General features: G+C 70.2%; 19 protein-coding genes. 10 read left to right on the forward strand and 9 right to left on the reverse strand.

Features of this window, described 5'->3' with window-relative positions; all coding sequences use genetic code 11:
• Positions 1 to 141: 141 nt before the first annotated feature.
• The gene (locus CSR00_RS10040) at positions 142 to 819 is read right to left on the reverse strand and encodes a pyridoxamine 5'-phosphate oxidase family protein (protein WP_099022256.1); all 678 of its coding nucleotides are present in this window, start codon (positions 817 to 819) and stop codon (positions 142 to 144) included.
• A gap of 36 nt (positions 820 to 855) precedes the next feature.
• The gene (locus CSR00_RS10045) at positions 856 to 2,547 is read right to left on the reverse strand and encodes a glycoside hydrolase family 13 protein (protein WP_099022257.1); all 1,692 of its coding nucleotides are present in this window, start codon (positions 2,545 to 2,547) and stop codon (positions 856 to 858) included.
• Between the two features lie 376 nt (positions 2,548 to 2,923).
• Here CSR00_RS10045 and CSR00_RS10050 point away from each other — a divergent pair, with 376 nt between their 5' ends.
• Genes CSR00_RS10050 through CSR00_RS10070 form a run of 5 tightly spaced genes read left to right on the forward strand, consistent with a single transcriptional unit; the run spans position 2,924 to position 8,479 of the window.
• Positions 2,924 to 4,234 carry an extracellular solute-binding protein gene (locus CSR00_RS10050; RefSeq protein WP_099022258.1) on the forward strand — a complete coding sequence of 437 codons (1,311 nt, stop codon included), beginning with the start codon at positions 2,924 to 2,926 and terminating at the stop codon, positions 4,232 to 4,234.
• Entirely contained in the window at positions 4,231 to 5,148 is a 918-nt protein-coding gene (locus CSR00_RS10055) for a carbohydrate ABC transporter permease (protein ID WP_099022259.1), read from the forward strand. The genes CSR00_RS10050 and CSR00_RS10055 overlap by 4 nt, the downstream gene beginning before the upstream one ends.
• Complete coding sequence (locus CSR00_RS10060) at positions 5,148 to 5,981, forward strand: carbohydrate ABC transporter permease (RefSeq protein ID WP_099022260.1); 834 nt, start codon at positions 5,148 to 5,150, stop codon at positions 5,979 to 5,981. The genes CSR00_RS10055 and CSR00_RS10060 overlap by 1 nt, the downstream gene beginning before the upstream one ends.
• Positions 5,982 to 5,985: 4 nt before the next feature.
• The gene (locus tag CSR00_RS10065; RefSeq protein WP_099022261.1) at positions 5,986 to 7,197 is read left to right on the forward strand and encodes an ABC transporter ATP-binding protein; all 1,212 of its coding nucleotides are present in this window, start codon (positions 5,986 to 5,988) and stop codon (positions 7,195 to 7,197) included.
• 4 nt (positions 7,198 to 7,201) lie between these two features.
• Complete coding sequence (locus CSR00_RS10070) at positions 7,202 to 8,479, forward strand: DUF4032 domain-containing protein (RefSeq protein ID WP_099022262.1); 1,278 nt, start codon at positions 7,202 to 7,204, stop codon at positions 8,477 to 8,479.
• A 4-nt stretch (positions 8,480 to 8,483) separates the two neighbouring features.
• Here the strand turns inward: CSR00_RS10070 and CSR00_RS10075 are convergent, their stop codons facing one another.
• From CSR00_RS10075 to CSR00_RS10085, 3 genes are read right to left on the reverse strand one after another with little or no spacing between them, the layout of a single operon-like run.
• Complete coding sequence (locus CSR00_RS10075) at positions 8,484 to 9,650, reverse strand: alpha-hydroxy-acid oxidizing protein (RefSeq protein WP_099022263.1); 1,167 nt, start codon at positions 9,648 to 9,650, stop codon at positions 8,484 to 8,486.
• Complete coding sequence (locus CSR00_RS10080; protein ID WP_099022264.1) at positions 9,647 to 10,528, reverse strand: LLM class flavin-dependent oxidoreductase; 882 nt, start codon at positions 10,526 to 10,528, stop codon at positions 9,647 to 9,649. Before CSR00_RS10080 ends, CSR00_RS10075 begins: the two co-directional genes overlap by 4 nt.
• Before the next feature lie 53 nt (positions 10,529 to 10,581).
• On the reverse strand, positions 10,582 to 11,766 hold the full coding sequence (locus tag CSR00_RS10085; protein ID WP_099022265.1) for a TDT family transporter: 1,185 nt from the start codon (positions 11,764 to 11,766) through the stop codon (positions 10,582 to 10,584).
• Between the two features lie 127 nt (positions 11,767 to 11,893).
• Here CSR00_RS10085 and CSR00_RS10090 point away from each other — a divergent pair, with 127 nt between their 5' ends.
• Genes CSR00_RS10090 through CSR00_RS10110 form a run of 5 tightly spaced genes read left to right on the forward strand, consistent with a single transcriptional unit; the run spans position 11,894 to position 15,488 of the window.
• Positions 11,894 to 13,219 (forward strand): sensor histidine kinase, encoded by a 1,326-nt coding sequence (locus CSR00_RS10090; RefSeq protein ID WP_176561991.1) that lies wholly within the window; start codon positions 11,894 to 11,896, stop codon positions 13,217 to 13,219.
• Entirely contained in the window at positions 13,207 to 13,851 is a 645-nt protein-coding gene (locus tag CSR00_RS10095) for a response regulator transcription factor (protein WP_099022266.1), read from the forward strand. Before CSR00_RS10090 ends, CSR00_RS10095 begins: the two co-directional genes overlap by 13 nt.
• A gap of 59 nt (positions 13,852 to 13,910) precedes the next feature.
• On the forward strand, positions 13,911 to 14,789 hold the full coding sequence (locus CSR00_RS10100) for a DUF4097 family beta strand repeat-containing protein (protein WP_099022267.1): 879 nt from the start codon (positions 13,911 to 13,913) through the stop codon (positions 14,787 to 14,789).
• Positions 14,790 to 14,828: 39 nt separating this feature from the next.
• A complete protein-coding gene (locus CSR00_RS10105) occupies positions 14,829 to 15,050 on the forward strand; it encodes a hypothetical protein (protein WP_099022268.1) in 222 nt (73 codons plus the stop codon).
• 48 nt (positions 15,051 to 15,098) lie between these two features.
• The gene (locus CSR00_RS10110) at positions 15,099 to 15,488 is read left to right on the forward strand and encodes a VOC family protein (protein WP_099022269.1); all 390 of its coding nucleotides are present in this window, start codon (positions 15,099 to 15,101) and stop codon (positions 15,486 to 15,488) included.
• 45 nt (positions 15,489 to 15,533) lie between these two features.
• On the opposite strand, the gene CSR00_RS10115 is transcribed toward CSR00_RS10110, so the two are convergent.
• From CSR00_RS10115 to cysD, 4 genes are all read right to left on the reverse strand, one after another.
• Positions 15,534 to 16,010 (reverse strand): Rrf2 family transcriptional regulator, encoded by a 477-nt coding sequence (locus CSR00_RS10115; protein WP_099022270.1) that lies wholly within the window; start codon positions 16,008 to 16,010, stop codon positions 15,534 to 15,536.
• A gap of 75 nt (positions 16,011 to 16,085) precedes the next feature.
• A complete protein-coding gene (locus CSR00_RS10120; protein WP_099022271.1) occupies positions 16,086 to 16,817 on the reverse strand; it encodes a 3'(2'),5'-bisphosphate nucleotidase CysQ in 732 nt (243 codons plus the stop codon).
• Complete coding sequence (cysC, locus tag CSR00_RS10125; protein WP_099022272.1) at positions 16,814 to 18,748, reverse strand: sulfate adenylyltransferase subunit CysN; 1,935 nt, start codon at positions 18,746 to 18,748, stop codon at positions 16,814 to 16,816. The genes CSR00_RS10120 and cysC overlap by 4 nt, the downstream gene beginning before the upstream one ends.
• The gene (gene cysD, locus CSR00_RS10130; protein ID WP_099022273.1) at positions 18,748 to 19,671 is read right to left on the reverse strand and encodes a sulfate adenylyltransferase subunit CysD; all 924 of its coding nucleotides are present in this window, start codon (positions 19,669 to 19,671) and stop codon (positions 18,748 to 18,750) included. The genes cysC and cysD overlap by 1 nt, the downstream gene beginning before the upstream one ends.
• Between the last annotated feature and the right edge of the window lie 151 nt (positions 19,672 to 19,822).

Consider the following 19,822-nt stretch of genomic DNA (forward strand, 5'->3'; position numbering starts at 1 on the left):
CTGTCGAGCGATCCTTCAACCGCTTCAAGCACTGGCGAGGAATCGCCACCCGATACGACAAGTACGCCCTGAGCTACCTCGGAGGGGTAACCCTAGCCGCGATCATCATCAACCACCGCGTCCGCAATTGACAGACACCACCTAGCCGGATCGCCGGTCAGCCTGCGCCGCGGCCATGGCCCGCACCGAATCCGGCACCGGGACGGCCGGATCGCAGTCGGGGGCGGTCCGCGGCGGCCCGAACACGGTCGACATCGGCACCACACCCGCCCACACCCCGGCCACGACGTCCTCCTCCGGGTCCTCGGGCCAGCCGTCACTGACCTTCAGTGACCAGTTGTCCTCGCCGATGCGCAGCCGCAGCACCTGGGTGGCGGCCAACTCCCTACGGGTGCTCGCCCGCAGCTCGGCCACCCGGCCGGGGATGAAGGCGTCGGTCAGCGCGTCGAGGTAGTCGACCTTGCGGTCCGGTTCGACGGCGGCGAAGCCACCGAACAGCACGGCGCTGCGGTAGTGGAAGGAGGACTCGAACCCGCTGCGCGCCACCACCACACCGTCGAGGGTGGTGACGGCCACGGCCGCGGCGGCCCCGGACGCCAGCGCCCGTAGCCACGGTGAGCCGGTGGAACCGTGGATCACCACCTCGTCGCCGACACGCGCGAAGCCGGTCGGGAACAGCACGGGGTGGCCGTCGCGGATCAGCGCGATCGTGGCCAGCGGTGTGCTGTCGAGCAGCGCGTCCAGTTCGGCGCGCGCGGTGCGTTGTTTCTCGTGGAGGCGGGAGACCCGCGTCGAGGGCGGCGGCGTGGCGGTCGACATGGCGTTACTGTCGCATGTTTGCCCCGGCCCGGCGCATCAGCGTCCCGATTCGACCAGCCATGCCGCGGCGTCACTGGGCAGGTGCCGCTGCACGCCCGGCACCGACGCCAGCACCACCCGCATTCCCGCGGGCAGTTCGATCGCCTCGGGACCGGTGTTGACCCAGCACTGCGCGGTACCGCGGGAGAACGCCAGCACATCGGCCGGGGTGGCGAGCCACCGGACGTCGGTCGTGGTCGCCCACATCGCGGGCCGCAGCGCCAGCGCGCGCCGGTACACGTTCAGAATCGAGTCCGGTTCGCCGTCCTGAGCCTCGACGCTGTGCTCGCCCCAGTGCTCGGGCTGCGGCAGCCACGGAGATTTCACGGCCCCGGGTGGCGAGAATCCATAGGGCACCGGACCTTTGGTCCAGGGCAGGGGAACCCGACAGCCGTCGCGGCCCACATCGGTGTACCCGGACTGCGCCCAGGTGGGATCCTGACGGACATCGCCGGGCAGTTCCTCGACCTCCTCCAGACCGAGCTCCTCACCCTGATAGATGTAGGCCGTCCCCGGCAGCGCCAACTGCAGCAGCGCACCGGCGGCGGCCCGCAGCCGCCCGCGGGCGTGGTCGGCCTCCTCGTCGGCCCATCGGGAGCGCTCCCACTCGGATTCGACCAGCGAATCCGGCTGCGAACGCGAGTACCGGGTGACCGTGCGCGGAACGTCGTGGTTGGACAGCACCCAGGTCGGCGGCGCGCCGACCGTCGCCGCCGCCGTCATCGCGTCGTCGATGACGGCCCGCAGGCTGGCCGCCCGCCACGGCGCGCGCAGGAAGTCGAACTGGAAGGCGGTGTGCAGTTCGTCGGGGCGCAGGTAGCGGGCCAGGCGCTCGTTGGAGGACACCCACGCCTCGGCGATGAAGATCCGTCCCGGACGGTAGCGGTCGGCGACCGCCCGCCAGCCGCGGTAGATCTCGTGCACCTCGTCGCGGTCCCACGCCGGGTGGGGGCCCATGTACGGGGGACCGCCGGACGGCGCACCGCGGTCCGGCAGCCCCGGGGCCTTCATCAACCCGTGCGCGACGTCGATGCGGAAGCCGTCGACCCCGCGGTCGAACCAGAAGGCCAGCACCTTCTCGAACTCGGCACGGACCTCGGGGTTCTCCCAGTTCAGATCGGGCTGGCCCAGCGCGAACAGGTGCAGGTACCACGATCCGTCCGGCAGCCGGGTCCAGGCCGGGCCGCCGAACACGCTCTGCCAGTCGTTGGGCGGCTCCGACCCGTCGGGCCCCCGGCCGGCACGGAAGTGGTAGCGCTCACGGGCGCCGGGCTCGTCGCGCAGCGCGGCCTGAAACCACCGGTGCGCCTCGGAGGTGTGGTTCGGCACGATGTCGAGAACCACCTTGATACCCCGCTGATGCGCCTCGGCGACGAACTCCGCGGCGTCCTCGAGGGTGCCGTAGGTCGGCTCGATGTCGCAGTAGTCGGCGACGTCGTACCCGGCGTCGGCCATCGGCGAGGGATACCACGGGTTGATCCACACCGCGTCGATCCCGAGGCCGGACAGATAGGGCAGCCGGGCCCGCAGTCCGGCGATATCGCCGATGCCGTCGCCGTTTCCGTCGGCGAAGCTGCGGATGTACACCTGGTACACCACGGCGGTCTTCCACCACGTGGCCGAGTCCGTGGCTGAATCCAGGCCCGAATCGGCGCCCGGCTCGGCGCGGTCGGCCGGTTTGCCGGTCATCGCGTTCCTTCGGTTCGGTCGGGACGACGCCCGGAGTGGACGCCCACGCACAACAGCGTGCGGGCGAGTGCGGCGGATGTCAACCAGAAAGACGGGGCCCAAGCCCCAGGGTGCGACATCAGATATATTGTGCCACAGCCGCTTTCGAGCTACCCGAGTTCCCCGCACCCGCACCCGCGCCTCACCCCGCCCCCGGGTGGGTGTCCGGGGGGCAGGCCTCGCGAGCGAGCCGGGCAACCCCATCGTCGCGCGCCAGTTTGCCAGCCGGACACCGCGAGGCGGTGGCCACGGAGCCTGTGAACTATGACACACTTATCGCGACGCACAACAGTGGATCACAGTGATTCAGGAGCCTGACAACGGCGTGGGAGTTCTGATGAGGCGTATTCATCCCGGGCGCTCGGCGGCACGCAGACTCGCCGGCGCCGTCCTGTCGGCGGCCCTCGCCGCCACAGCGCTCTCCGGCTGCGGCGGCGCCGGCGGCGCCCCCGTACTCACCTGGTACGTCTTCCCCGACAACGGCGGCGCCGCCAGCCGGGCCCAGCAGTGCGCCGAGGCTTCCGGCGGCGCCTACCAGGTCAAGGTCGAGGTGTTGCCGTCGAGCGCGACCCAGCAGCGCGAGCAGCTGGTGCGGCGGCTGGCCGCCCACGATTCCTCGATCGACATCCTCAGCGTCGACGTCGTCTTCACCGCCGAGTTCGCCAACGCGGGCTTCCTGCGGCCCTACACCGACGCCGAGAAGGCCCGGCTCACCGCCGGCATGCTGCCCGCCCCGATCGAGACCGGAATGTGGGACGACACCCTGTACGCGGCCCCGTTCAAGTCCAACGCGCAGCTGCTCTGGTACCGCAAGTCGCTGGCCGCCGCGGCCGGCGTCGACCCCACCAGCCCGGCCTTCACCTGGGACGAGATGATCAAAGCCGCCCTCTCACAAGGCAAGAAGGTCGCCGAGCAGGGCTCCCGGTACGAGGGCTACATGGTGTGGATCAACGCACTGGTGCGTTCGGCCGGCGGCCAGGTCCTCACCGACGCCAGCGCGGGCAAGAACGCCACGCCGAGCCTGGCCAGCCCGGCCGGTGAGAAGGCCGCCGAGATCATCGGCAACCTGGCGCGTTCGGCCGCCGCCCCGGCCGACCTGTCCACCGCTACCGAGGAGCAGGCCCGCGCGAACTTCCAGTCCGACCAGGGCATGTTCATGCTGAACTGGCCCTACGTGCTGGCCGCGGCCCGCGGCGCCGCCGAGGACGGCACCCTGAGCCAGTCGGTCGTCGACGACATCGGCTGGGCCCGCTACCCCCGCGTCTACCCCGACCAGCCCAGCGCGCCGCCGCTGGGCGGTGCCAACCTGGGCGTCGGCGCCTACTCGAAGCATCCCGACCTGGCGGTGGCAGCCGTCGAGTGCATCAACGCCCTGCCCAAGGCCACCCAGTACATGCTCGACGAGGGCGAGCCGTCGCCCTACGCGGCGTCCTACAACGATCCCGAGGTCCGCGAGAACTACCCCAACGCCGACCTGATCCGCGAGTCGATCGCCGAGGCCGGCCCCCGGCCCCTGACACCGTTCTACGTCGACGTGGCGGGTTCGGTGATCCAGACCTGGCATCCACCGGACTCGGTCACCAGCGAAACACCGCGCAAGACAGATGAGTTCATGGCCGATGTACTGGCCGGAAGGCGGCTCCTGTGACCACACTCGAATCGCCGGTCCAGGCCGGCACCACCAGCGAGCGCACCCGCGGCGAACGGCGGCTGGGGCTGTATCTCACCCTGCCCTCCTATCTGGTGATGATCCTCGTCACCGCCTATCCGCTGGGCTACGCGCTGGTGTTGTCGCTGTACAACTATCGGCTCACCGACCCGGCGGGCCGCAGCTTCGTCGGCCTGGGCAACTACGGTGTGATCCTCACCGACCCGGTGTGGTGGAACGACTTCGTCACCACGCTGGCGATCACCGTCGTGACCGTGGCCGTCGAGCTCGTCGTCGGCTTCGCCTTCGCCTTCGTCATGCTGCGGATCGTGCGGGGCCGCGGACCGCTGCGCACCGCGATCCTGATCCCCTACGGCATCGTCACCGTCGTCTCGGCGTTCATCTGGCGCTACGCCTTCGCCATCGACTCCGGGTTCGTCAACAAGTGGCTGGCCCTGGGCGACTTCAACTGGTTCGGGGACCGGTGGTCGGCGATCTTCGTCATCTGCCTGTCCGAGATCTGGAAGACGACACCATTCATCTCCCTGCTGCTGCTGGCCGGCCTGGTTCAGGTCCCCGAGGACATGCAGGAGGCCGCCAAGGTCGACGGTGCCACCGCCTGGCAGCGGTTGTGGAAGGTGACGCTGCCGAACATGAAGGCCGCGATCATGGTGGCGTTGCTGTTCCGCACGCTCGACGCGTGGCGCATCTTCGACAACCCGTTCGTGATGACCGGGGGCGCCAACAACACCGAACCCATCTCGTTCTTGGCCTACAGACAGAACGTGACACTGGTCAATCTCGGTATGGGCTCGGCGGTCTCGGTTCTGCTGTTCCTGACGGTCGTGGTGATCGCCTGGATCTTCGTCAAGGGGTTCAGAACCGACCTGTCCCAGGTGAGGGGTGATCAGTGATGAGCGCCGCCAGGACCGGACGGTGGTGGACCGTCGCCGGCGTCGTCATCGTCCTCTACAGCTTCTTCCCGCTGCTGTGGATGATCAGCCTGGCGTTCAAACCCCCCTCGGACATCGTCTCGGGCAGTCCCCAGTTCTGGCCCACCAGTTGGACGTTGGACAACTTCGCGCAGATCTTCAGCCAGCCGCTGTTCACCCGGGCGCTGATCAACTCGGTGGGCATCGCCCTGATCGCCACCGCGCTGTCGGTCGTCATCGCGATGTTCGCCGCCTACGCCATCGCCCGGCTGGAGTTCCCGGGCAAGAAGGTGCTGCTGTCCCTGGCGCTGGCGATCGCGATGTTCCCGCAGGCCGCTCTGGTCGGGCCGCTGTTCGACATGTGGCGCGGCCTGGCGATCTACGACACCTGGATCGGGCTGATCATCCCCTACCTGACCTTCGCCCTGCCACTGTCGATCTGGACGCTCTCGGCGTTCTTCCGCCAGATCCCCTGGGAGATGGAACACGCCGCCCAGGTCGACGGCGCGACACCCTGGCAGGCGTTCCGCAAGGTGGTCGTGCCGCTGGCCGCGCCGGGGGTCTTCACCACCGCGATCCTGACATTCTTCTTCTGCTGGAACGACTTCCTGTTCGCCATCTCGCTGACCTCCACCAACAGCGCGCGCACCGTGCCCGCCGCCCTGGCCTTCTTCCAGGGTGCGTCGTACTTCGAGTCGCCGGTCCCCTACATCATGGCCGCGTCGGTGGTCGTCACCATTCCCGTCGTCATCTTGGTTCTCATCTTCCAGCGGCGCATCGTCGCCGGCCTGACCTCCGGAGCAGTGAAGGGATAACCCCATGGCTGAAATCACCATGCGCCACATCGTCAAGAAGTACGGCGACGGCTATCCCGCCGTCAACGACGTGAGCCTGGACATCGCCGACGGCGAGTTCATGATCCTCGTCGGGCCCTCGGGCTGCGGGAAGTCGACGCTGCTGCGCATGATCGTGGGCCTGGAGGACATCACCTCCGGCGACATGATCATCGGCGGCAAACGGGTCAACGACCTGGCCCCGCGCGACCGCAACCTGGCGATGGTGTTCCAGAACTACGCGCTGTACCCGCACCTGACGGTCTTCGAGAACATCGCCTTCCCGCTGCGGCTGTCCGGGAAGTTCAGCGACGACGAGATCCGCTCGCGGGTCGCCGAGGCCGCCAAGACACTGGAACTGGAGGAGCACCTGGACCGCAAGCCGGCCAACCTCTCCGGCGGCCAGCGCCAGCGGGTCGCGATGGGGCGCGCCATCGTCCGGCAGGCCGACGCCTTCCTGTTCGACGAGCCGCTGTCCAACCTCGACGCCAAGCTGCGCGGACAGATGCGCACCGAGATCCTGCGCCTGCAGCGGCGCCTCGGCGTGACCACCGTCTACGTCACCCACGACCAGACCGAGGCGATGACCCTCGGCGACCGGGTCGCGGTTCTCAAGAAGGGCGTGCTGCAGCAGGTGGCCAGCCCCCGCGAACTCTACGAGCAGCCGGTGAACCTGTTCGTGGCCGGGTTCATCGGCTCGCCGCCGATGAACTTCGTGCCCGCCTCGGTGCGCGGAGACCGTCTCGAACTTCCCTTCGTGTCGGTGCCGATGCGCGACGAATGGAAGGCGGTGACCACCGACGGCGGGGTGTACATCGCGGGCATCCGCCCCGGCAACTTCGAGGACGCGACGCTGGTCGACGACGAGAAGCGTTCCCGCGGAGCGGTCTTCGACGTCACCGTGGACGTGACCGAATGGCTGGGCAACGAGCAGTACGCCTTCGTCCCGTTCGAGGCGCCCGCCGAGATCGCCGGGCAGCTGGCCCAGCTGGCCAGCGAGCTGGACAGCGAGCAGTCCCGCACCCAGCTGTGCGTGTCGCTGGACCCCACCAGCCGGGTCCGCCACGGCGACAAGGCCACCCTGTGGCTCGACACCGCCAAGATCCACCTCTTCGACCCGGCCGGCGGCGACAACCTGACCAGGGTGGGCACCGCCAACACCTCGGCGAGCACCGCGGCGAGCACCTCGATGGGCTGAGCACATGCGCGCGCCGGAGCTGCGACTGCGGGCGCCGACACCGGGGCTGTTGGCACTCCCGTGGCAGCTTCCGTTGTCCCGGTGGACGGTTCCCGAGGTGGAGCTGCGGGACATCGCCGTCGGCCCGAGCCGGCACCTGGTGAAATTCGCCGAGTGCGACGGTCTGCTGTGGGCGCTCAAGGAGCTGCCGCCGCGCATCGCGACCAAGGAGTACGACGTCCTCAGCAGGCTCGAGGAGATGGCACTGCCCGCGGTTCGGCCCGCGGGACTGGTGGCACAGCCCGAGTTCGACACCGCCATCCTGGTCACCCGATATCTGCAGGGGTCCTGGCAGTATCGGCGGCTGTTCATGCGACTGCCACCCGACGAACCCAAGCACCGCGCCCGGCTGTTCGACGCGATGGCCACCCTGATGGTGGAGCTGCACCGCCACGGTGTGTTCTGGGGTGACTGTTCGCTGGCGAACACCCTGTTCAGCCGGGACGGCCAGGTGTTGCAGGCCTGGCTGGTCGACGCCGAGACCAGCGAGGTCCATCCGCGCCTGTCGAACGGCCAGCGCGAACTCGACATCGAGATCCTCGTGGAGAACGTGGCCGCCGGCCTCGACGACCTGGCCGCCCGCCTCGACCAGCCCCCCGAGCTGCGCGACACCCTCATGCGGGAGGCGATCGGGGTCCGCGACCGCTACACCGCGCTGTGGGAAACCCTCAATGCCGAACCGGTTTTCGGCTTCAACGACCGCTACCGCGTGGAGAGCGCCATCCGCAGGCTCAACGAGCTCGGCTTCGCCGTCGACGAGGTGACCCTGCACCCCACCGGGCAGCCCACCGACAGCGGGCCCGAACATCTGCGGTTGCACGTCGCCGTCGGCGATCGCCGCTACCACGCCGCACACCTGCAGCGGCTGACCGGGCTGGAGACCGGGGAGGGTCAGGCCCGCATCCTGCTCGGTGACCTGCACGCCTACCAGGTTCAACTGGCCCGCGAGGCGGGCCACGACGTCGACGAGACCACCGCGGCGCGGCTGTGGATGATGGAGGTGGCAACCCCGATGATGTACCGGGCCCACGCCGCCGTCCGGCACCAGGGCACCCCGACGCAGGCCTACTGCGATCTGCTGGAGACCCGCTGGCTGCTGTCCGAACGCGCGGGCCGCGACGTCGGCACCGAGCAGGCCCTGGCGGCGTTGCGCCGCAACACCGTTCCGGCTGACTCGGCAGCCAAGCTCGTCGTCGTGGAGACCCCGACCGAGCCGTTCTCGGTGCTCGACGACGAGCCGTGAGCCCTCAGCCCACCCGACGCAGCGCCTCGGGGGTCAGGTCGGCCAGCGTCGGGTAGCCGTCGACGGCCATGATGAGGTCGGCCTCGGCCAGCATCGACCGCAGCACGTGCACGATGCCGTCCACTCCGCCCAGCGCCAGACCGTAGGCGTAGGGCCGGCCGATCCCCACCGCGCTGGCGCCCAGCGCGAGGGCCTTGATCACGTCGGCGCCCGATCGCACCCCGGAGTCGAACAGCACGGGCAGGTCGCCGGCGGCCTCCACCACCGCCGGCAGGCAGTCGATGGCGGGCAGTCCGCCGTTGGCCTGGCGGCCGCCGTGGTTGCTGCAGTAGATGCCGTCGACGCCGTAATCCCTTGCCCGCCGGGCATCGTCGGGGTGGCAGATCCCCTTGAGGATCAGCGGAAGGCTGGTGAGCGACCGCAGCCAGGTCAGGTCGTCCCAGGTCAGTGATTTCCCGAAGATCCCCGCCCAGTGCATCACCGCCTCACGCGGATCGGCGCCCTCGGCCAGGCCCGCCGCGGCCCGGAAGACCGGGTCGCTGGTGTAGTTGGCCAGGCACTTGCCCCGCAGCTGAGGAAAGTTGGACATCGCCAGGTCGCGGGGACGCCAGCCCGGGATCCAGGTGTCCAGGGTGACGACGATCCCGGCGTAGCCGGCGGCCTCGGCGCGGTGCACCAGGCTCTCGGCCAGCTCCCGGTCGGTGGGACAGTACAGCTGGAAAAGCCCCGGCGTGTCACCGAATTCGGCGGCCACCCGCTCCATCGGATCCTCCATGAGCGTGGACCCGCACATCGGCACCCCGGTGCGGGCGGCCGCCCGGGCGGTGGCGAGATCACCGTGGCCGTCCTGGGCACACAGTGCGATCACGCCGATGGGCGCCATGAACACCGGCGCCGGCCAGCGCCGGCCCCACAGCTCCACCGACAGGTCACGCTCGGTGGCCCCGACCAGCATCCGGGGAATCAGCCCCCAGCCGCCGAACGCGGTGACGTTGCCGTCCTGGGTGCGCTCGTCGCCGGCGCCGCCGGCCACGTAGGACCACACCGACGGCGCCAGTACGTTGCGGGCGCGCTCCTCCCACCCGGCGTAGTCCATCGGCAGCGCGGGCAGCACCCCGGACAGGCCTGCGAAATAGATCTCGTACTGGTAGGCACCGAACGGGCTGCTCATGAGAAGTCCTTCACGACATCGGCGACCCGCCGCAGCTGGTCGAGATCGGAGCTGGTGGGAATCAGGTGGACCTCGTCGGTGCCGACCGCCTCGAAGGCCCGCAGGGTGGCCGCCAGCTGGTCGTCGCCGCCCGACCATCCCGTGGTCGGCGCGATCGCGTCGACATAGTCGGCGGGGATCCAGTTCATGTAGCGGCGCAGGTGTGCGCGGACCTGCTCGCGCGCGCTGTCGGCGGCCCCGAGGGCGAACCAGAACGAGGTCGCCAAGTGGGGCGGGGGGCGGCCCGCGTCGGCCCAGGACCGGCGCGCGATGTCGAACAACTCGTTCTGCTTGCCGACGTCGAGGTCGAGGGTGATGCCCGCCAGGCCGTCGGCCCAGCCGGCCGCGCTGCGCAGTGTCTTGGGCCCGATGGTGCCCACCAGCAGCCGGGGCCCGCCCGGCTGCACCGGCGCCGGGCCGACCGGCAGCACGGATTCGGTCAGCTTCTCCCCCGCCCACACCCGGCGCATGGTCTCGACGCGCTCGGCCATCCCGCGCATGGTCTGGCTCTTCGGGTCCGCGCCGACGGCGCGGTAGTCCTCATCGCGGCCACCGATGCCGATCCCGACCGTCAGCCGGCCCCCGCACAACAGGTCGCCGGTGGCCAGCGCCTTGGCGCACATCACCGGATCGTGCAGTTGCGGCACGATCACGGTGGTGATCAGCTCTACGCGCTCGGTCCAGGCCGCCAGCGCGCCCAGCAGGGTCAGGCTGTCGGGGTTGTCGAAGGCGATGCGTTCCCCCCAGCACAGCGAGGAGAACGGTCCCTCGTCGATGGTGCGGGCCCAGCGGCGCAACACCGCCGCGTCGAGATCGGGTTCCATCACCGGCATCGTCATCCCTACCCGCACGCCCGCGATTGTGACACGGACGCTCCGATCGCCTCACGGGATCAGCGCACGGGATCCTTGTGTGCCTTGATCGGGCCTCCGCCGGGCGGGGGGTTCAGCAGGTTTCCGCGCAGGCTGCCCCGGGCCGTGCGCACGAACACCAGCAGCCAGGTGAACAGCAGCCCGGCGTAGGCGACGACCGCGGCCACCCTGAAGGCGGGAAGTCCGGTGTGCACGGCCAGCTGGGTGGTGCCGGTGACGAACGTGCCGACCGGGAACGTCAGGCTCCACCAGGTCAGCGCGAACGGCATCCCCTTGTGCAGCGTGCGTACGGTCAGCGAGGTGGCCAGCGCGATCCACAACACCGCGAAACCCCACACCGGAACCCCGTAGAGGATGGCGAACGAGTTGAGCCCCTCGGCGATTCCGGCCGGCACCGCCAGCGCCGCATAGGTGCCCAGCAGCCCGGCCGCGGTGATCGACTGGCCCAACGGGCCCAGCACGATCCACAGCGTCGGCACCCGGGCGGTTCCCGAGGTGCCGAAGTGCGTCAGCCGACTCCAGATCATCGCGATGATCAGCAGCGAGGCCACCAGCGACAACCCGAACATCGCGTAGCAGGCGTAGAGCATCGTCTGCGCACCGCTGCCCGGGGCCATGAAGGGGATCATCACCGCGCCGGTGGCCGCCGAGACCATGGGCGGCACCACCGGCATCAGCCAGCCCCCGAACGCCGCGTCCGGTTCCACGTCGTACTGGGTGAACATCAGGAACGGGATGCTCACCGCGGTGAACAGCCCGCCCAGGGTGCCCGCGCTCCACAGCACCCAGGCCACGTCCACGGCCAGTCGCTGCCCGATCAGGTCCTGACCCACCAGCACCGCGCCCGCGCCCACGGTCATCAACGCCATCGGCGCCGCCCCGTAGAAGTGCGCCATCTGCGGGTTGCGGGCGTGGCTGCGCGCCACGGTGGGATGCCGCAGCCAGTGGCCGCCGACCACCACGATCAGCACCGCCAGCAGCGCGGCGGCCACCACCCACACCACCAGGGCGAAGCCGCGCAGTCCGGGCACGTGGAGGGGCAGGGTGGCGCCGGCATTGGCCACGATGCCGGTGCCCATCACCGAGGCGAACCAGTTGGGCCCGATGTTGCCGAGCACCTCGACGCGGGTCCGCGGCGCCGGTGTGTCGCCGGGATCCTGCGGTATCTCGGGGCTGTCGGGGCTGTCCGGTTCGGCGGGGGCCATAGTTGTCAGACCCTACTGGCGCCGGTGACGTCGAGTGACGGCTCACGGGACAAATGGGGGTTATCCTCCATCACGTCTGGGGAAAACACCGTGTTGTCCGCGAGCCGGAGTCCGTAGGTTCGAAGCCATGGTTGCCCTGACCGACGTCCCCGCGCCGACGGTTTCGTTGCCTTCCCGCGGACCGCACCTGGGTGTGGTTCCCACCGCCTCCCTGCTGACCGGGGCGGCCGTGGCCGTGGTCTGGTTCTGGATTCCGTTGGCCATCATGATCATCGGCATCTCCTCCATCCCGTCGGTGATCGGATTCCTCATCGCCACGGTGGTCTTCGTCTACACGATGCGGGGCGCGGACTGGATCGAGCGCGCCCGCAGCGAGGCGGTGTTCGGCCAGGGCATCGCGGTGCCCGCACGCGCACTGTCGCCCTACACCGGATTCCAGCGCTGGGCCCACCAGTTGTGGCTCGACATCAGCAGCGCCCGGTTCTGGAAGGGGTGCGCCCACCACTATCTGCGGATGATCTACGACGTGAGCGCGGTGGGGACCGCCTTCGCGCTCACCGCGTTCGCCTTCCTGGCTCCCGCGGCGGCAATCGCCGTGCGGCGCAGCGATCCCGGCGCCGGCCTGTCGTTCCTGCCGGTGCCGGTGGCGGTGCTGCTGGCGGTGGTGGCCCTGGCGGCCGCGGCGGCGATCCTGGTGTTTGCGCCGGCGCTGGACGCCCGCATCGACCGCTGGCTGCTGGCGCCGTCACCGACGGCGGCGCTGCGGCAGCGGGTCGATGCACTCAGCGACGCCCGGCGGGGCGCGGTGTCCTCGGCACAGACCGAGCGGCACCGCATCGAGCGCGATCTGCACGACAGCGTCCAGCCGCGGCTGGTGTCGCTGGCCATGACGATCGGACTGGCGCAGACCAAGATCGACACCGATCCGGCGGCGGCCCGCCAGCTCATCGGCGAGGCGCACGACGACGCCAAACAGGCGCTGGCCGAACTGCGCAACGTGGTGCGCGGGATCGCCCCGACCATCCTGGCCGACCGCGGGCTCGACGCCGCGCTGTCGGCGGTGGTGCAGCGCGCCGTGACCTCCGGTGTCCCGACCACGCTGGACGTGCACCTGCCGCACCGCCTGCCGGAGGAGATCGAGGCGGTGGCCTATTTCGTGGTCGCCGAGGCCCTGACCAACGTCGCCCGGCACGCCGGGGCCAGCCAGGCGGTGGTGACGGTTCGGCACGACGAGAGCACCGGACAGCTCCCCGGCCAGCTGTATGTGTCGGTGTTCGACAACGGCCGCGGCGGCGCCACCATCGCCGGGGACGGCACCGGGGACGGCACCGGCGAGGGCACCGGCCTGCGCGGCCTGGCCGAGCGGGTCCGCGCCGCCGGCGGCAGCTTCACGGTGACCAGCCCGCCCGCCGGACCCACGACCGTCAGCGCGGTGTTGCCATGCGCATCGTGATCGCCGAGGATTCCGCGTTGCTGCGGGCCGGGCTGGAGCGGATCCTCAGCGACGCCGGCCACGAGATCGTCGCCGGCGTCGCCGACGCCACCCAACTGCTGCGGGTGGTCAACGACACCACCCCGGACCTGGTCATCGTCGACGTCCGGATGCCGCCGACGTTCACCGACGAGGGCATCCGCGCCGCGGCGTTGCTGCGCAGCCAGAATCCCGACTCGGCGGTGCTGGTGCTCTCGCACTACGTCGAGGAACGCTATGCGGCGGACCTGATCGCCTCCAACACCCGCGGCTTCGGTTACCTGCTCAAGGACCGGGTGGCCGACGTCCCGGCGTTCCTGTCGGCGGTCGCGGGGGTCGGGTCCGGGGGCACCGCGCTCGATCCTGAGGTCGTCGCGCAGATCCTGGTGCGCTCGGCCCGGCGTCAGGCACTCGACCAGCTGACGCCGCGGGAGCGCGATGTGCTGCAGCTGATGGCCGAGGGAAAGACCAACTCGGCGATCGCCGCGGCGCTGTCGATCTCGACCGGATCGGCCGAAAAACACATCGCCTCGATCTTCGGCAAGTTCGACCTGTCCCCCGACGAGAGCGAGAACCGCCGCGTGCTGGCGGTTCTCCGCTACCTCGAATCCTGACCTGAATCCGACCTGAATCCCGACCCGAATCCCGACCCGAATCCTCAAGTGGAGAAGCCATGAGCACACACGTCGCGGCGCCGCCGAACCGGGGCCGCACCGGAATCCGGGTGACCCTGGTGGTCGCGGCCACGCTGCTGCTGCTCGGCACGCTGGGCGGGCTCACCGCCGCCGCGGTCGGGCTGGGCAGCACCCGGGTCACCGCCGACAGCCGCCCGCTGCCGTCCACCATGCGCTCGCTCACGGTCGACACCGCCGAGCTCCCGGTCACCCTGCGTCTGCGCAGTGACCCGCAGGCCGACCGGCCCCGGGTCGAGATGCGGTTGGTCAGCCCCGCCGGCGCGCGGCCGCAGCACCTGGAGATCGACGCCGGCCAGCCCGAGGTCCGGATCACCGTCCGCGGCGAGGAGTCGCGGTGGGTGGACTGGGCGCAGGCCGGGCAGCTGACCGTCGTACTGCCACCCGCGCTGGCCGCCGACCTCTCGGTGCAGACCACCCATCAGGCGGGGATCCTGCTCGTCGACACCGCGCTGCGCGCGCTGGTCACCCACACCACCCACGGGGCGGTGATCCTCAACGGGGCCGCCGGCTCCGTCGAGGTCCACACCGAGCACGGCATGGTCGCCACCCGGTCCCCGATCGCGGTGCGGGAGTCCTTCGTCGCCGACAGCGTCGACGGCGACATCAGGGTCGACATCGATGTCGATAACGCCGATGTCGATAACGCCCAGGCGCCGACGCGCATCGAGGCGGTCACGGGCAACGGCGACGTGCGAATCGGGCTGCCCCGGCGCGGCCCCTATGCGGTCACCGCCCAGGCCGGTTATCTCGGTGGCACGACGATCGCGGTGGAACAGACCCGGGACCCGGGCCGGGCGCTGGCCACCGTGGTCGCGCGGTCCTCCACCGGCTCGGTGACCGTCGACGAGCGGGACTGATGCGGTTTCACCACGCGCCGCAGCGGGCAGTCGTACCTCATGGAACGACCACCCACCGAACCCAGCGAGTCCGCGAAGAACGAAGCCAAGGAGATGGCCCGGGCCTACGAGGACCGGCCGACCGCGGTGCTGCCGGGCAGCGGGAACACCGTGACCGGCACCGCCGTCAACGACTGGCTCGACGATGACGGCAATCCCAAGTGGGGCACCGACAAGAGCAGTAACGAAAGCAGCCAGGAGTCCCCGACCGACGGCGGATGATGCCCGCGGCCCGTATCCTTGGGTGGGGAATCCTTGGGTACGGACATCATGAGTATCAGCTTGAACCACACCATCGTCGCGGCACGCGACAAGGGCGAGTCCGCGCGGTTTCTCACCGAGCTGTTCGGCCTGCCCGAACCGCGCCCGCTGGGCCGGTTCCTGGCAGTGGCCCTCGACCACGGGGTGAGCCTGGATTTCGCCGACACCGGGGCCGACGAGCAGATCCGGCCCCAGCACTACGCCTTCCTGGTCACCGAATCCGATTTCGACGCCATCCTCGGCAAGATCACCGCCCGGGGCCTGCCGCACTGGGCCGACCCGCGAGGTACCCGGCCCGGGGAGATCAACCACAACGACGGCGGCCGCGGGGTGTACTTCCGCGACCCCGCCGGGCATTTTCTGGAGATCCTCACCCGCCCCTACGGCTCGGGCGGCTGAGGCGCGACACCACCCGCCACCTCACCTGCCGCCTCACCCGCCATCTCACCCGCCCGAGTGCCCGCGTCGCTCCTCCTGGTCGCGGTAGTCGTCGGCGAGGGCGGCCACCGGTGCCGGCAGGTCACCGGTGGCGACGTCGGCGAGGCTGGTCTGCTCGAGCACCGCCCGCATGCTGGCCCGCAGCGCCCGCCACACGTCGGTGAGCGCCCGGGTGGGACCGGTGTAGGGCAGATCGCCCAGCCCGATGTCGCGGACGCTGGCCAGCGGTCCGTCGATGCAGCGCAGCACGTCGGCCACGCTGATCTCCGCGGCCGGCCGCCCCAACTCGTAGCCGCCCTCCCGGCCGCGGTGGCTGCGCACCAGCCGGTCGGCGCGCAGGTCCGACAGGATGTCGACCAGGAACTGCGCCGGGATGCCCTGGGCGCGCGCCAGGTCGTCGGTCTTGACCAGGGCGCCCTCGTCGGCCGTCGCCAGCTGGACCATGGCGCGCACGGCGTACTCCGCCTTGGCCGACATCCGCATCAACGGGATTCTGCCATCCGGGGCGGGCGGGTCCCCGCGGTCGGCGGATGCACAGCCATGGCCGGAACCGCCGCCTCAGTGTGCGGTGACGCCGAGGACCTTGTCGGCCAGTTCGGGCCGGCAGACGATGAGGTCGGGCAGCTTGGGGTCGGGCCGGTTGTATTCCAGCGGCGACCCGTCGATGCGGGAGGTGTACAGGCCCGCGGCGCGGGCCACCGCCACCGGGGCCGCCGAATCCCACTCGTACTGGCCGCCGGCGTGGACGTAGACATCGGCGCGGCCCTGCACGACGGCGGCCACTTTGGCTCCGGCCGAGCCCATCTCGACCAGCACGCCCTCCAGGGCATCGCGGACGTCGAGGGCCACCGCCGGGGGCCGGGTCCGCGAGACCACCACCCGTGGCGGGCCCGCCACCGCGGCCGGGAACGCCACGTCGGGGGTGGCCAGCGTCTGCGCCTGCGCGGGCAGCGCGACCGCGCCGGCGGCGAGCTGCCCGTCCTCCCACAGCGCCACGTGCACGGCCCAGTCGTCGCGGCCGAGTTCGGAGAATTCCCGGGTGCCGTCGAGCGGGTCGACGATCCACACCCGTCGCGCGGTCAACCGGGCCGGGTTGTCGGCCCCCTCCTCGGAGAGCACCACGTCGCCGGGCCGCTCCTCGCCCAGCCGTGACATCAGCAGATCGTGGGAGCGCTTGTCGCCGGCGGCCTTTCGGTCGGCGGCGGGGGCCTCGGCGAACTCCTCGCGCACCCTCAGCAGCAGCTCGCCGGCTTCCTCCGCCAGCCGCGCCGCCAGCACATGGTCGCTCATTCCAGACCCTCCACGAGATCGATGACCTGCTGGGCCAGTTCGTCGGGCGTGTGCTCCGGCGTCAACCGCAGGTCGGGGTTCTTGGGCCGCTGATAGGGACTGTCCACCCCGGTGAAGTGGGTGATCTCGCCCGAGCGCGCCTTGGCGTAGAGGCCCTTGGGATCCCGGCGCTCGCAGTCCTGCAGCGGGGTGTCGACGAAGATCTCCAGGAACGGCACGTTCTGGTCGGCGTGCACCCTGCGGGCCAGTTCGCGGTGCTCTTCGAGCGGGCTGATCGCCGGGACCAGCACCGTCAGGCCGGCGTCGGCCATCAGGGTGGCGACGTGGGCCAGGCGGCGCAGGTTCTCGCTGCGGTCGGCCATCGAGAAGCCCAGATCGGCGTTGAGTCCGTGGCGCAGGTTGTCGCCGTCGAGAATGTAGGCCGGACAGCCGTGTTCGAGCAGCTTCTGTTCGACGAGCACGGCCACCGAGGACTTGCCCGAACCGGACAGGCCGGTGAACCACAGGGTGCGCCCGCGGGTGAGCCGCTCCGTGGAGCCCACCAGCGATTCGTGACGCACCGTGTTCGGGGTGGCCGCCCGCGAGGCCGCCGGCACGGTGTCGCGCACCATGCCCGCCGCCACGGTGACGTTGGTGTCGGGGTCGATCAGGATGAACGACCCGGTGGTGGCGTTCTTGGAGTATTCGTCGAGCAGCAGCGGCACCTGGGTGCGCAGCGTGACCCTGCCCAGCTCGTTGAGCTTGAGCGCGGTCGCGCTCTTGTCGCGGTGCAGCGTGTTGACGTCGAGGCGGTAGTCCAGCGCGCCGACCCGGGCCCGGGTGGTGCGGGTGGTGTGCTTGACGATGTAGTCGCGGCCGGGTTCCAGGGTGGCGTCGTCGGCCATCCAGCACACCATGGCGTCGAACTCCCGGGTGGGAGTCGGCCGGTTCTGCGGCCGGGCGAACATGTCGCCGCGGGAGATGTCGATGTCGTCGGCCAGGCTGATCGACACCGCCATCGGCGGGAACGCCTCGGTCACCGGGCCGGCGGGACCGTCGATGGCGGTGACGCGGCTGGTCTTGCCGCCGGGCAGCACGACGATCTCGTCACCGGGACGCATGACGCCGCTGGCGACCGTGCCGGCGTAGCTGCGGTGGTCGGCGTGGTCGCGGGTCTGCGGCCGGATGACGTACTGCACCGGGAAGCGGACGTCGACCAGGTTGCGGTCGCCGCCGATGTACACCTCCTCCAGGTGGGTCAGCAGCGCGGGACCGTCGTACCAGGGTGAATTCTCCGACTTCGTGACGACGTTGTCGCCGTTGAGCGCCGAGATCGGGATGGTGGTGACGTCGTGGATGTCCAGGCGTGCCGCGAACGCGTGGAACTCGTCGCGGATCCACTCGAAACGCTCCTGGTCCCAGCCGATGAGGTCCATCTTGTTGACCGCGAGCACGATGTGCTGCACGCCCAGCAGCGACGCCAGGAAGGCGTGCCGGCGCGACTGTTCCAGCAGGCCGTGACGGGCATCGACGAGCACGATCACCAGCTGCGCGGTCGAGGCCCCGGTCACCATGTTGCGGGTGTACTGGATGTGGCCGGGGGTGTCGGCGATGATGAACTTGCGCTTGGGGGTGGCGAAGTAGCGGTAGGCGACGTCGATCGTGATGCCCTGTTCGCGTTCGGCGCGCAGGCCGTCGGTGACCAGGGCCAGATCGGTGTAGTCGTGACCGCGTTCCTTGGAGGTGCGTTCCACCGAGGCCAGCTGGTCCTCCATCACGGCCTTGGAGTCGAACAGCAACCGGCCGATCAGCGTCGACTTGCCGTCGTCGACCGAGCCCGCGGTGGCCAGGCGCAGCAGTGAGCCGGTGGGCAGCACCGCGGCGACCTGAGCACCGGCGTCACTCACGCTGGTCTGACTCAGGCTGGTCTCGCTCACGCTGGTCTCACTCATCAGAAGTAGCCCTCCCGCTTGCGGTCTTCCATCCCCGCCTCGGAGATCCGGTCGTCGGCGCGGGTGGCGCCCCGCTCGGTCAGCCGCGACACCGCGGTCTCGGCGATCACCTCCTCGACGGTGGCCGCCGTCGACTCCACGCAGCCGGTGCAGGTGACGTCGCCGACGGTGCGGAAGCGCACGGAGGTCTCGAAGACCTCCTCGCCGGTGTCGGGCTGCATGAACTCGTGGACCGCCAGCAGCATCCCGTCGCGCTGGAAGACCGGCCGCTGGTGGGCGTAGTAGATGGCTGGCAGCGTGATCTCCTCGGCCCCGATGTAGGCCCAGATGTCGTACTCGGTCCAGTTCGACAGGGGAAAGACCCGGATGTGCTCGCCCTTGCGGTGTCGCCCGTTGTAGAGGTTCCACAGTTCGGGCCGCTGCGCCTTGGGATCCCACTGGCCGAACTCGTCGCGGAAGCTGAACACCCGCTCCTTGGCGCGGGCCTTCTCCTCGTCGCGCCGCGCCCCGCCGAAGGCGGCGTCGAACCTGTTCTCCCGGATGGCGCGCAACAGCGTCACCGTCTGCAGCGGGTTGCGCGACGGGCCGTTGTCCACCACCCGCCCGGCGTCGATGTCGTCCTGCACGCTGGCCACCACCAGGCGCAGCCCGTACCGCTCGACGAGGGCGTCGCGGGTGGAGACGACCTCGTCGAAGTTGTGTCCGGTGTCGACGTGCATGACCGGGAAGGGCAGCCGTCCCGGGGCGAAGGCCTTGATCGCCAGGTGCAGCATCACGATCGAGTCCTTGCCGCCGGAGAACAGCAGCACCGGGCGCTCGAATTCGGCGGCGACCTCGCGGATGATGTGGATCGCCTCGGCCTCCAGAGCCCGCAGATGGCTGAGCTCGTAGGTGCCCGCGGCGGGTTGCGCGGTGGCGGTCATCGATACCTCAAAAGTTGGTTGGATTGACCAGAATTGTCGATTTAACCAATATAGAAGCAAGCGGTTCCCGGGCTGTCAACCGCCCGGCGCCGGCCTGCCCCCGGCGCGGGCATCCAGCCTGTCGTTGCCGCGGGCTCCACTCGGGCAAACC

It is taken from the genome of Mycolicibacterium palauense (assembly GCF_002592005.1).
GTDB classification, from domain to species: Bacteria; Actinomycetota; Actinomycetes; order Mycobacteriales; family Mycobacteriaceae; genus Mycobacterium; species Mycobacterium palauense.